10 protein-coding genes are annotated in these 13,224 nt (G+C 61.9%); 3 read left to right on the forward strand and 7 right to left on the reverse strand.

Annotated elements, in window-relative coordinates:
• Positions 1–6 precede the first annotated feature (6 nt).
• Positions 7–618 (forward strand): Yip1 family protein, encoded by a 612-nt coding sequence (locus K5E37_RS05090; RefSeq protein WP_085603717.1) that lies wholly within the window; start codon positions 7–9, stop codon positions 616–618.
• Between the two features lie 48 nt (positions 619–666).
• Positions 667–2,130 (forward strand): cation:proton antiporter, encoded by a 1,464-nt coding sequence (locus K5E37_RS05095; protein ID WP_221533291.1) that lies wholly within the window; start codon positions 667–669, stop codon positions 2,128–2,130.
• On the opposite strand, the gene K5E37_RS05100 is transcribed toward K5E37_RS05095, so the two are convergent.
• From K5E37_RS05100 to K5E37_RS05115, 4 genes are all read right to left on the reverse strand, one after another.
• Complete coding sequence (locus tag K5E37_RS05100; protein WP_007951411.1) at positions 2,029–2,565, reverse strand: hypothetical protein; 537 nt, start codon at positions 2,563–2,565, stop codon at positions 2,029–2,031. The genes K5E37_RS05095 and K5E37_RS05100 overlap by 102 nt on opposite strands.
• A 73-nt stretch (positions 2,566–2,638) precedes the next feature.
• Entirely contained in the window at positions 2,639–4,558 is a 1,920-nt protein-coding gene (locus K5E37_RS05105) for a PAS domain-containing sensor histidine kinase (RefSeq protein ID WP_221533292.1), read from the reverse strand.
• 10 nt (positions 4,559–4,568) lie between these two features.
• Positions 4,569–6,887, reverse strand: coding sequence for an ATP-dependent DNA helicase (locus K5E37_RS05110; RefSeq protein WP_221533293.1), 2,319 nt, complete (start codon positions 6,885–6,887; stop codon positions 4,569–4,571).
• Positions 6,884–8,536, reverse strand: coding sequence for a VRR-NUC domain-containing protein (locus K5E37_RS05115; protein WP_221533294.1), 1,653 nt, complete (start codon positions 8,534–8,536; stop codon positions 6,884–6,886). The genes K5E37_RS05110 and K5E37_RS05115 overlap by 4 nt, the downstream gene beginning before the upstream one ends.
• 195 nt (positions 8,537–8,731) lie before the next feature.
• Between K5E37_RS05115 and K5E37_RS05120 the strand changes: the two genes are divergently transcribed.
• Positions 8,732–8,956: a YgdI/YgdR family lipoprotein gene (locus K5E37_RS05120; RefSeq protein ID WP_011334101.1), complete on the forward strand. Its 225-nt coding sequence runs from the start codon at positions 8,732–8,734 to the stop codon at positions 8,954–8,956.
• 58 nt (positions 8,957–9,014) lie between these two features.
• Here K5E37_RS05120 and K5E37_RS05125 read toward each other — a convergent pair whose 3' ends face one another.
• From K5E37_RS05125 to K5E37_RS05135, 3 genes are all read right to left on the reverse strand, one after another.
• On the reverse strand, positions 9,015–9,389 hold the full coding sequence (locus K5E37_RS05125) for a hypothetical protein (RefSeq protein ID WP_221533295.1): 375 nt from the start codon (positions 9,387–9,389) through the stop codon (positions 9,015–9,017).
• 157 nt (positions 9,390–9,546) lie between these two features.
• Positions 9,547–11,400 (reverse strand): polyurethanase, encoded by a 1,854-nt coding sequence (locus tag K5E37_RS05130; RefSeq protein ID WP_221533296.1) that lies wholly within the window; start codon positions 11,398–11,400, stop codon positions 9,547–9,549.
• A gap of 100 nt (positions 11,401–11,500) precedes the next feature.
• Positions 11,501–13,189 (reverse strand): polyurethanase, encoded by a 1,689-nt coding sequence (locus K5E37_RS05135; protein WP_221533297.1) that lies wholly within the window; start codon positions 13,187–13,189, stop codon positions 11,501–11,503.
• Positions 13,190–13,224: the final 35 nt, after the last annotated feature.

Consider the following 13,224-nt stretch of genomic DNA (forward strand, 5'->3'; position numbering starts at 1 on the left):
GTCGTCATGTCCGCACCTATCGTCAAGCTCTTCACCCAGCCGAACTTCGCCTGGACCGACATCCGCCGCGAAGAAGAGGCGCATCCGCGTCATTACCTGGCTCACCTGCTGTTGCTGGCCCTCGTCCCCGCGGTGTGCCTGTTCATTGGCACCACCTACGTTGGCTGGAGCCTGGCGGTGGGTGAAACCGTCAGGCTCAGCAGTGCCAGCGCTTTGCAGCTGAGTGTTTTGCTCTACATCACCATCGTGGTTGGCGTGGCGATTATCGGCGGATTCATCCGCTGGATGTCGCGCACTTTTGATGCCCGGCCGACGCTCAATCAGTGCATCGGTTTCGCGGCGTACACCGTCACCCCGTTTTTCCTTGCCGGTCTCGCCGGCCTGTACCCGAGCCGCTGGCTGGCGGTGCTGGTGCTTGGCGCGGCCTCGATCTATTCGACGTTTCTGTTGTTCGTCGGCCTGCCGACCTTCATGCACGAGCGCAAGGAACAGGGTCTGCTGTATTCGGCCAGCGTCTGGGGTGTCGCGCTGCTGGTGCTGGTGACGTTGTTGGTGTCGATGATTCTGCTGTGGTTCAACGTGCTGACGCCGGAATACCTGCGCACGCCTGTGAGCTAGGCCGGTCATGTCGCGGCGGCATCCAACCGGCGCGGCGGGCCGCCCGTCGTGACCTTCATCATTTGGGTCGCCGTACTCGGCGCCGTGCTGCTGACCCTCGCACTGACGTCGTCGTACCTGCGCTGGATGCCGGTGACGACGTCGGCGGTGTGTCTGTTGCTGGGCATCGGTATCGGTCCGGTCGGGCTCGATCTGCTGGAATTGCCGTTGGATAAAGCCTCTAAGTGGATGGAGCACCTGACAGAAGTCGCGGTGCTGTTTTCCCTGTTCGTCTGCGGTTTGAAGCTGCGTTTGCCGTTACGCGATAAGCGCTGGCGGATCGCATTCGGCCTGGCGGGGCCGGTGATGGTGCTGACCATCATCGGCGTGTGCCTGCTGTTGCACTTTGGCCTGCACATGCCGTGGGGGCCTTCGTTGCTGATCGGCTCGATCCTCGCCCCGACCGACCCGGTGCTCGCGGCGCTGGTGCAGGTCAACGATGCGCGGGACGTCGACAGCGTACGGTTCGGCCTGTCCGGCGAGGCCGGGCTGAATGACGGGATAGCCTTTCCCTTCGTGATCCTCGGCCTGTTACTGCTGAACGGTGAAGGTTTTGCCGCCGAATGGCCCGACTGGGTGCTGCGCAGCCTGCTCTGGGCCGTGCCCGCCGGATTGCTCTGCGGTTACTGGATGGGCCGCGGCATCGGCCGCCTGACCTTGTCACTGCGCATCCGCAACGATGACAGCACCCTCAGCCCCAACGACTATCTGGCGCTGGCGTTGATCGCGCTGGCCTATGTGGTGGCCGAATCCATTGGTGGCTACGGGTTTCTGTCGGTGTTCGCCGCCGGCCTGGGGTTGCGGCAGGAGGAAGTCAAATCCACCGGTGCCCACCAACCGCCCGCCGAGCATCTGGTGCAACCGGTGGTCGGCCATCAGAACGTCGAGCCGCAGCACGCGGTGCACGGCGATACCGAACGACTGGAAGACAGTCAGGTGGCCGCCGGCATCATGATGGGGGACATGCTCGCCTTCGGCGGTCTGGTCGAGCGGGCGATGGAGGTGTTTCTGGTCACCCTGCTCGGTGTGGTGCTGGTCAGTCACTGGGACTGGCGGGCGCTGTTGGTCGGCGGCGTGCTGTTCTGTGTCATTCGTCCCGTGTGCGTGGCGTTGATGCCGTGGGGGTCGCTATTGGCGGGACGCCAAAGATTGCTGATCGGCTGGTTCGGCATTCGTGGCATCGGCAGTCTGTTCTACCTCTTCTATGCGCTGAACCATGGGCTGGGCGACAGCGTGGCCACGCTTTGTACCGACCTGACCCTGTCGGTGGTGGCGCTGAGCATTCTGCTGCACGGCGTCAGCACCCAGCCGATTCTGGCCCGCTACGAGCGGCGTCAAAAACCGGGCAACCCCGAAGAGCACGGTGGTACTTCAACTGCCCGGGTTGGTCACCTGAATGTAGAAGGCATAACTGCCGAGCAACATCCAGAACGTGGCAAAGATCCACGGCGTACGAATGGAAAACAGCAGTGACTTGCGATACCCCTTGTGGCTCGACTCCATTTCGCTGAACAGCGGCGATTCGTCATACGCCAGGCCCATCAGGGGTTCGCTGCGCAGCAATTCACTCTGCTTGAAATGCCAATGATCGATGATGTCGTACGCGGCACGAATCCCTGGCCAGGCATTGAGCGAACTTAGCAGGCCGAGCAAGGCCAGGAACGGTGGCACCACCAGGGTGAACAACTTGCCCCACTCGGGGTTGAGGTTAGCCATGCAGGACGCGAAGGCAATCACCAGAAACGATTGCGCCGCCAGATAGGCATCGGTTCGGTTGGCCAGGATGCTGGTTTCGTACTGGATTTCCCGTCGGTAGAAATCCAGCCGCTCCTTGGGTGAACCGAACATTTTGGCGTTATGTTCGTTCAGGGTTTCTTCGGCGGTCGGTTGAGTCAGTATGCGTGGCACGGGAAGCGCTCCGTAAACAAAGCGTTTGGAGGCGCCACGTCTCGGACAAGTTCAGCCCGATTGTGCCCCCGGTTCACTTCATCGACTGGGCAATGATCTCTACAAGATTCAGCTGATTGAACGGTTTCGACAGTCGCGGCAAGCCCGCTGCAAAACCTTCGAGGCGCTCGGCATAACCGGTGGCGAGGATGATCGGCAGATCCGGCTTGAGCAGGCGCACGGCATGAGCCAGTTGCGCGCCGCTCATCTGCGGCATGGCCATGTCGGTGATCATCAGATCGATGACCTCGCCCTGATCGAACAGCTCCAGCGCCTGGGCACCGGAGGTGGCGCTGATCACGCGATGGCCGAGGTCTTCCAGCAGCAGGACCGTGCTGGTGCGCACCAGACTGTCGTCGTCCACCACCAGTACGCTGAGGCGCGGCACTGTATCGGTGGACACCATCGGGCCAAGCGGTTTGGCGACAACACCGTCGACGGCCACCGGCAACCACAGTTCAGCGGTGGTGCCCTGCCCCTGGGTGCTTTTCAGAATGAAGCGGCCGCCCAGTTGTTCGATGAAGCCATGAACCATCGACAACCCCAGCCCGGTGCCCTTGCCCAAGCCTTTGGTGGTGAAAAACGGATCGGTTGCCGACGCCAGCGTGTCAGCGTCCATGCCCTCACCGGTATCGGTCACCCTCAGGCAGACATAGCGTCCTGCCGCCATCGTTGAATCGTGCTGCTCAAGCACCACCTCGGGTTCGGCACTAATGGTGACGCTACCGCCGTCGGGCATGGCGTCGCGGGCGTTGGTCGCCAGGTTGAGCACCGCAAGCTCCAGTTGGTTGCTGTCGGCCAGCACCGCTTGCAGGTCTTCGGGAAACTGCGTTTCGATGCGAATCCCCGGCCCCAGTGAGCTGCGCAACAGCCCGGTGATGCCCTGCACCAGTTTCGGGATTTCAATTGGTTCGGTCTTGAGCTCCTGACGCCGGGCGAAGGCCAGCATGCGCTGGGTCAGCGACACGCCGCGCAATGCGCCCTGCGTGGCGTTCTCCAGCAGACGGCTGACTTTAGGGTCGTCGCCCACGCGTTTGCGCAAGATTTCCAGGTTGCCGAGAATCACCGTCAGCAGATTGTTGAAGTCATGGGCGATGCCGCCGCTGAGTTGGCCGATAGCCTGCATTTTCTGCGCCTGGAACAACGCTTCACGGGTTTTCTCCAGAGCCTGTTGCGCCTGGGTAGCCTCGGTCACGTCGCGGGTGATCTTGGCAAAACCGAGCAAGGTGCCGGTGTCGCCGCGAATCGCATCGACCACCACATGCGCCAGAAACCGCGTGCCGTCCTTGCGCAGGCGCCAGCTCTTGTTCTCGAAACGGCCCTCGCGGACCGCGGTTTCCAGGGCACGCTGGGGTTCACCGGCCTCACGGTCTTCCGGGGTGTAGAACATCGAGAAATGCTTGCCGATGACCTCATCCGGCTTGTAACCCTTGATCCGCTGGGCACCGGGGTTCCAGTTGGTCACCCGGCCTTCGGGGCTGAGCATGTAGATCGCATAGTCGGTGACGCCCTGCACCAGCAGGCGGAATTGCTGTTCGCTCTGCTTGAGGGTTTCTTCGGCCATCTTGCGGTCGGTCAGGTCGCGGGTGATCTTGGCAAACCCGAGCAGTTGCCCGCTCGGGCTGCAAATCGGATCGATCACCACGTGGCACCAGAAATGCGTGCCGTCCTTGCGTACCCGCCAGCCTTCACCCTCGAACCGGCCTTCGCGGATCGCCGTGTCCAGCGCCCGCTGCGGCAAGCCGTTGGCACGGTCTTCATCGGTGTAGAACCGGGAAAAGTGTTCGCCCAGGATCTCCGCTTCTTCGTAACCCTTGAAGCGCTTGGCGCCGGAGTTCCAGCTGGTAATGATCCCGTCGGGGTCGATCATGTAGATCGCATAATCGACCACCGCATCGATCAGCAAACGAAAGCGCATCTCTTCGATCGCAGCGGACTTCTTGTTCTCGCTCATCAGGCTTGGCTCAAAGCAAATTCTCAATGACAGGAGTATGCGTCAAACCGGTGGAATGGACAGCCGCTTCTGTTTGATCGATTTGCCACCAGCGCGGCAGCAACTGGCGGATCCGGCTTTCGGCAAAGCGATCATCGATCAGCATCACCACGCCGCGATCCTGCTGGGTGCGGATCACCCGTCCGGCGGCCTGTACCACTTTCTGCACGCCGGGGAACAGGTAGGTGTAGTCGTAACCGGCGCCGAAGATCGCGGCCATGCGCCGCTTCATCTGTTCATTGACCGGGTTGAGCTGAGCCAGCCCGAGGGTGGCGATGAACGCGCCGATTAGCCGCGCGCCGGGCAGGTCGATGCCTTCGCCGAACGCGCCGCCGAGCACGGCAAAACCGACGCCCTGGCTGTCGGCGGTGAATTGATCGAGAAATTCCTGGCGCGCTCCTTCGGTCATGCCTCGGGATTGCTGCCAGCGGGTGATGTGCGGGTGCCGCTCGGCCAGCAACTGTGCGACCTGTTGCAGGTAATCGAAACTGCTGAAGAACGCCAGATAGTTGCCCGGACGTTCGCTGAACTGGCGGGCGATCAACTCGACAATCGGCTCCAGCGATGCCTGACGGTGCGTGAAACGCGTGGAAATCCGGCTGACGATCTGCACCTGCAATTGTTCGGCGCTGAACGGCGACTCGACGTCGATCCAGACCGTGTCAGCCGGCGTGCCGAGCAAATCCGCGTAATAGTGGCGCGGACTGAGGGTTGCGGAAAACAGCACGCTGCTGCGCGCCGCCGTCAGGCGCGGGCCGATGAACGCCGCCGGCACCACGTTGCGCAGGCACAGTTGTGACAGCGGGCGTTTGCGTTCGAGGTCGCGCTTGCTGATGTCGAACAGGTAATGCGCGTCGAACAGTTCCGCCACCCGGCCGAACTGCAGCATTTCGAAATAGAAGTTCTGCAAGGCGCTGTCGAGCCCTTGCGGGTGATCGTTGAGGTAGTCACCGATGCTCGCCGTGCAAGAAGAGAGCGCCTGCAGCAGTTTTTCCGGCGCCTTGTCGTAGGCCTGATACGGCGCCAGCTGGTCATTGTGCAGGGTGTTCCATTCACGGTTGACCCGTTGCAACGATTTTTTCAACGCCTCGGGGGCGGTTTTGCGCACGCTGCCCAGTGTCGCCTGATCGAGGGTGGCGCTGTACATCTGCCGCCCGCGCTCGACCAGGTTATGCGACTCGTCCACCAGCACCGCAACGTTCCATTGGTTGAACTGGGCCAGGCCGAACAGCAGCGCGCTGAAGTCGAAGTAATAGTTGTAGTCCGCCACCACCACGTCGGCCCAGCGGGCCATTTCCTGGCTCAGGTAATACGGACACACCGCGTGCTGCGCCGCGACGTCTCGCAGGGCGGCCTGATCCAGCAGACGCAATCGGCTGGCAGCCTCACGGGCAGCGGGCAAGCGGTCGTAAAAGCCTTGGGCCAACGGGCAGGACTCGCCGTGGCAAGCCTTGTCCGGGTGTTCGCAGGCCTTGTCCCGGGCGACCATTTCCAGCACCCGCAGGGGCAAGGTTTCGCTGTGATCGAACAGCACTTGCGCCGCGTCCAGCGCCAGTTTGCGTCCGGGTGTCTTGGCGGTGAGGAAGTAGACCTTGTCCAGTTGCTGCGGCGCCAACGCCTTGAGCATCGGAAACAGGGTGCCGAGGGTCTTGCCGATCCCGGTCGGGGCCTGGGCCATCAGGCAGCGGCCGGTGCTGACAGCCTTGAACACCGATTCGGCAAGGTGGCGCTGGCCGGGGCGAAACGTGGCATGGGGAAAACCCAGCTGCTGCGCCGCCCGGTTGCGCGCGTCGCGGTGGGACATTTCCTGTTCGGCCCACGCCAGGAACAAACCGCACTGTTGTTCGAAGAACTGCCGCAGCGTATCGGCGCTGAATGCCTCGACCAGACAGGTTTCCTTTTCCGTGACGATGTCGAAATACACCAGCGCCAGATTGATCTGCTCAAGCTGCAATCGACAGCACATCAACCAGCCGTAGATTTTCGCCTGGGCCCAATGCAGCGAACGGTGATTGGCCGGTTGCTTGCTCAAATCGCCGCGGTAGGTTTTGACCTCTTCCAGGCAGTTCTGCGTCGGGTCGTAGCCGTCCGCCCTGCCCTTGACCTTCAATGGCCCGAATGCGCCTTCCAGTGCCACTTCGCTCTGGTAGGCGTCGTTGCGCCGGGACGCCACGGTGCGATGCCCGGCAATTCCCTCCAGCGCGGTCGGTGACGGGGTGAAGCGCAAGTCGAGGTCACCGGTTTTCGCGGTGAATTCGCACAACGCCCGCACCGCGATGCTGTAGCTCAAGCGCCCTGCTCCGCCCATTGCACGTAACACACGGCGACCGGCATGCGGTGGGTGTTGCAGAACTCCAGCCAGCGCAATTGGTTGTCCTGCAAGCGGTCGCCGGGGCCTTTGACTTCGATCATCCGGTAGGTCTTGTGCTGCGGCCAGAACTGGATCAGGTCGGGCATGCCGGCGCGATTGGCCTTGATGTCCAGCAGCAGACGGCTGAACCAGTGCTTGAGATGTTCGGCCGGCAGGCAGGCCAGCGCCTGTTCCAGCAGCTCTTCATTGAGCGCGCCCCAGAACACGAACGGCGACTGCACGCCCCATTTGGCGGCGAACCGCGCGCGAATGGTGTCGGCATAGCGACCATCGTCGAGTTCGGCCAGACAGGCCTGAAACAGCTCGGCGCGTCGGGGCTGGAAGTCTTCGTTGAGCAGATCCACCGGCCCGCGTTGGAACGGGTGAAAGAATGCGCCCGGCAATGGCGCGAAGATCGCCGGCCAGCACAGCAGGCCGAACAGTGAATTGATCAGGCTGTTTTCCACGTAATGCACCGGCCCTGTTTCTTCATGCAGGTGCGCCTGAACGTGATATTCCACCGACAACGCCGGATCGAGACGCGGCAGGTGCAGGTCCAGCCGCTCCACCAGGCCGGGCGCCGTGCGCTTGATCGGTGGCCCGCCGAGCTTGCGCCGCAGGCGTGGCAACACCCGTTGCAGCCCCTGCTGTTCGGTGGCGGTTTCCGGCGCCTGCTCGGCAATGACCGCCAGTTCCAGAGCCAACGCATATTCGGTGCTGCGCTCCAGCACGCGGATCATCCGCAACCGTGCGCCGGGATAGGCGCAGTCGCGATAGATCTTCAGGGCCAGAGCGAATTCGCCGAGGCGCTCGCAGTATTGGCCGATCTGGAACAACAGCTTGCCGCGCCGGCGTTGCAGCCACGGGTTGTCGAAATGCAGCGCCGCGACCTGTTCGACGATCGGCTCCAGCGGCTCGCCGGCTTCAAAATACAGCTGGCAGTCGTGCAGAAACAGGCAGGCATCGACGTCGGCACGGCTGCGCAAGCCCCGGGAATCAGCGCTGAATTCAACTTTTTCATAAGTGAAGATGCCGAGGTCGGCGAGCACGAACTCCGACCAGTCCTGATAGAGGTTGCCGAAGAACATCAGGCGAAAACGGTCGCACAGGTCCATCAGCGTCAGGCTGAACAGCCGATCCGCCAGCGCCGGGCACCATTGCAGGAAACTGCGGGGCTCGGGGAATTGTTCGTGCAGCAGCGGCAACCAGTCGACTTTCTTGCCTCGGGGCTGATCGATGGCCGGGCCGAAGGCTTGCAGGATCTCGGCCTTGAGCAACACCTCGAACAGATCCGCCATCGACAACGGCGCCTGTTCATCGAGCCAGCCCTGCTCCAGCAGCGGTTGCGCCGCTTCGGCGATGTCGCCGATTTCCGGATAATTCAGCTTACCGGCACGAAAATGCACGCCCTTGCGCATCACCATCCGTACCAGCAATCCCTGGGATCCGCGCGGCAGTGCCTTGAAGTCGCGGATGAAGGCGTGCTCCGCTTCGCTCATGACATCGGCGTAACGAAGCTCAAGCCAATCAAGCACCTGGCGGAAGTTGTTGAGGTAATAGAACGGGTCGTCAAGGGGATTGGCAGTCACGGTGATTTCGGGGCCATGGCAAGCGAGTACTGGTTATGCGTACAGATACCAGCCTGCCTCGGCGGGCGCAAACGGAAAAAGATCAATGGCACCTTCATTGCGGATTTTTTCAGGTGGCCATCGAACTTTTCCCGGCGTAATGGCACCAACCGCGTTAGAGGCCGACAATGGTCGAAATGAACAGGAACGCTGCTTATGAAAATCAAGACTCTCGGGATTCCGTTGGCTGTTGCAGCCCTGCTGACCCTGGCCGGTTGCTCGACCCCGACGGTGGTCACCCTGCAGAACGGCACCCAGTACCTGACCGAGGACATGCCCGATACCAAAAACGAGGACGGCTTCTACGAGTTCAAGGATATTTCCGGCGCCAAAGTCCGCGTACGTGCCGACGAAGTGGCCACGGTGCGCAAGGAAGACTGACGGTTACCCCATCAAAAAAGGCTGCGTTCCTGTAGGAGCGCAGCCTTTTTTGCATTGATCAGCGGGGTAATGCCATGCCCGGTAGGGAGCCGTCGCAGTTCAGCGCGCGCTCGCCGCGCCGGACCATTTCTTCCTGCAAGCGCTGGCAGCGCTGACGCTCCTGCTGCGCCATGCGATCGATGCTCAGGTTGCCGGTCATCTCCGGCTCATTGTTTTCGCCGATGCGAACGGTCACGAACGGTTGTTCGGGCTGGATATGAAAGCGGCTTTTCTCTTCGACGGGTTTGACGTCATCACTTTCGGCCGGTTTTGGCAGTTGATCGGTGGTGACGCCATAGCGGCTCAGAATCGAGCTGTGAGGCAGATCAGCCCAGGCATTGGCCGACAGCAGCGCCAGTCCCGCGATACCGATAAACCTCTTGAAACCTTTCACGTGTGAATCTCCTGTACTCGTTGGCGACCCTTGGATGACGAACGTTGCCGTCATGGCTTTAGGCCGCATTTCCTGTTGGTGCAGGGATTGGAGTCAGGGAATGGCTGGTGAGTCACTTTTGATATGGGGAGGAGCGCGCCCCTCCCCACCCTTACCGTCAGGCGATCACAATCCCGTCGGCACTCAGGCTGTTCAACGCAACCCCGACCAGCGTTACCGAATCAGCGCCGAATTTCAGCACCGTATCCTGCCCCACCGCCGTGGCATGGGCGCGGAAGTCGTCGTTTGGCAACACGCCCTGCACGCCGAGGAACACCAGTTTGTCGTTAGCGGTGTAACCCACCACGCGATCCTGACCGAACGCGCCGCTGAACAGGAAGGTATCCGCCCCGCCGCCCGACTCCATCAGATCATTGCCGGCGCCGCCGACGAACACGTCGTTGCCCGTCCCGCCGATCAGATGGTCGTTGCCGTCCAGACCGAACAGCCAGTCACCGCTGGCCTTGGCCTTGAGGGTGTCGGCGCCGCCGGTGCCCTTCACGCTCGATTCGTACTGGGTGACGTTGTTGCCGACCTTCAGACCGGTCGCTGTGACGCTGTGGGTCACGTCGTCCTTGAACAGGCCCCAGAGGAAACCCGGCTCCTTGGTGACGATGCTGCCGATGTCACGGGTGATGCTGATCCCGCCGTTGGCATCGCGGATGTACAGGTTGCCGGCGCCGTCATTGGCGAAATGGAAGCTATTGACCGACTTCTGCAACTCCAGAGTGTTGTTGCCCGAGCCGCCGAGCAGAATGTTGTAGCCCCCGCCGTCGCGGAACGTGTCGTTGCCGGCGCGGCCTTCCAGATAATCGTTGCCGCTGCCGCCCTGGATCAGGTCATTGGCGTCGCTGCCGATGATGAAGGTGCTGCCCTTGTGGGTTTCGGCGTTGCGGTTCAGGTCCTGCACCCAGGTGTTGGCCCGCGCCGGATCCGACAGGTTGGCGACGATGATCGTCGAGTCCTTGCTGGTCAGGTCGTAGAACTTCGACTCGATCACCCGGTTCATGCCGTCGCCATAAGCGGTCGGCAGATGCGAGATCCAGGTCGGAATGTTGACGATCGAAAACGGCAGCACGTTCCACGCCGCCGAGGCGTAGTGGTCGTTGAAGCTGACGATGTTGTCGGTCGCCGACTCCTTGGGCGCGTCGTGCACGCCGAGCGAGGCGCCGGTGAAGGTCGAGCCGTCGAGGGCGCGGAACACCGGATCGTTTTCGTAGCCGACGTTGAGCACCTTGTCGGTGCTGCTCTGGGTCGGCGAGGCGTAGGCGATGTAGTTGGAGTCCTGGAAGAACCCGCCCCATTTACTCGTGCTCAAATCCGCCATGCTGTTGACCGCCAGCCCGCCGAGGCTGTGACCGCTGACCAGCACGTCCTTGCCGGTGAGGCCGTTGGCCTTGGCAAACGCCACCACATCGTTCATCAGGTTGCCGAAGGCTTCGCCGACGTAGTTCTTGGCGTAATCCTTGGGCCCGAATGCAGCGAGCAAGTCGTTGATCACGTCACCGATGGAATCGCCGATCAGGATTTCCCGTGGGCCGCTGGTGCCGCGAAAGGCGATACCGATTTCGGTGAGATGGCCCTGAGCGTCGTATTTGCCGAGGATTTCCACTTGGGCGCTGGTGTAGCCGGCCTTTTCGCCGAAGAAGGTGCCGCGGGCATCGGTCTTGCCCTCGTAACCCAGTTGCGAGGCGGTGATCGGGGTCCAGCCGGCTTTTTTCACCGCGTCGAGTGCGGCTTTTTCCGAATCGGGGTTCCACGGAATGCCGGGGATCACCCCCTGGGAATCCGTGCCACCGATCAGCGCGGTCACCAGCGTGGCCGGCAAGCCGAGGCCGAAGCCGTTGTGCTGATAACCGACGGCAAAGCCGTTATCGAGGTTGTGGTAGGAATACAGCGTAATTGCCATGGCGTCGCTGAACAGCGCCTTGGATTCCGCCGTACCGAAATTCTTGTAGTCATACACACCCATTGCTGTTGCCTCTCTCTTTGTTGGAATTGTTCAGAGATAGCTCACAACCAGAACGCCCCTCCCGAGGCGCCCCGGAGCATTTCAGTACAACTTTCGTTTGTCAGGCGAAGACGAAACTCGAATCCGACAGGTTAGCCACACCTACCCCGACCAGCGTCACGGCAAAGTCGCCAATCTTCAGCACGGTATCGCTTCCGGACTGCGACGCGTGTTGCTTGTAGTCGTAGCCCTGCCCCGCGCCTTCGACGCCCATGAACACCAGTTTGTCGCTGCCCTGGTAGCCATTGATCGCGTCGAAGCCGAAGGCGCCGCTGAACAGGAAGGTGTTATTGCCACCCACCGCGCTCATCACGTCGTTGCCGGCACCGCCGACGAAGGTCACGTGGGCCTTGTCGCTTTGCAGGTGATCGTTGCCGCCCAGGCCGAACAGCCAGTCGCCGTCAGCGGTGGCTTTGAGGGTGTCGCCCATGGCGCCGCCGCTGAGCGAATGGTTGTACTGGGTCAGTTCGGCACCGTTGGCCAGGCCTTTGGCGGTGACGGTCCAGGTGATTTCCTTGCTGCCCCACCACGAGCCCGACTCCTTGCTCACCAGCGCGCCGATGTCACGGGTCATGCTGATGCCGCCGTAGGCGTCACGCACGTACAGCGTGCCGTCGCCGTCGTTGGCGAAGCTGAAGTTCTGCAACGGCTTTTGCAGCTCGAAGGTGTTGTGGCCCTGGCCACCGAGCAGGATGTTGAAGCCGCCGTCGTCACGGAAACGGTCATCGCCGCCCAGGCCTTCGAGGAAGTCGTTGCCCGCCCCGCCCTTGAGCCAGTCACCGCTGTCGGTGCCGATGATGAACGTGCTGCCGGTGTGCGGCTCGCCGCTGCGGCCCAGATCCTCGACCCAGGTCTTGCCCCGCGACGCTTCCTCAAGGTTGGAGACGATGATCGTCGAATCCTTGTGCGTCAGGCCGTAGAACTTCGACGCGATCACCCGGTTCAGTCCGTCGGCATACCCCAGCGAGCTGTGGGCCGACCAGTTCAGCGGATTGGCGATGCTGAATGGCACCAAGTTCTGCGCGGTGGACGCGTAGTTGTCGTTGAAGTTGACGATGTTGTCGGTGGTCGAGTCGTGCGGCTTGTCGTGCTTGCCCATCGACGCAGTACTGAACGTGGTGCCGTCGAGCACGCGGAACACCGGGTCGTTCTCGTAACCGATGTTCAGCACGTTGGTGCCGGTGCTGCTCTGGGTCGGCGAGGCGAACGAAATGTAGTTGGCGTCCTTGAAGAACCCACCCCAGTTGCTCGCGCTCAACTCCGCCACGCTGTTGACCCCGAGACCGCCGAGGCTGTGGCCGCTGACCAGCACGTCCTTGGCCGCGATGCCGTGGGCGATGGCGAAAGCCGCCACCGATTTGAGCAGGTTGTCGAAAGCATTTTTCGCGTACTGGGTGGCGTAATCCGTCGGGCCGATGGCGGCCAGCAGATTGTTTTTCATGTCGCCGAAGGTGTCGCTGTAACCCAGCCCGCCGGTGCCCCGGAAGGCCACGCCGATGCCGATCAGCTTGCCTGCGGCGTCGTACTTGCCGAGCACTTCGGCTTCGGCGCTGGTGAAACCGTCCTTCTCGCCGAAGAACGTGCCCTGCGCCCCGACCTTGCCCTGATAGCCCAGCGCGGTGGCGCCGATCGGCTTCCAGCCAGTGCCGGGCAAGGCCTGCCCGGTCGGCGTGTAGGCATACAGCGTCAGGGCGATGGCGTCGCTGTACAGCGCTTTGCCGTCGGCATTTTTGTAATCGAACAATCCCATGTTGTGCTCTCTCTTCCTTTCAAAAACGGCAGTTC

This window comes from Pseudomonas sp. RIT778 (assembly GCF_019718735.1).
GTDB lineage: Bacteria > Pseudomonadota > Gammaproteobacteria > Pseudomonadales > Pseudomonadaceae > Aquipseudomonas > Aquipseudomonas aphyarum.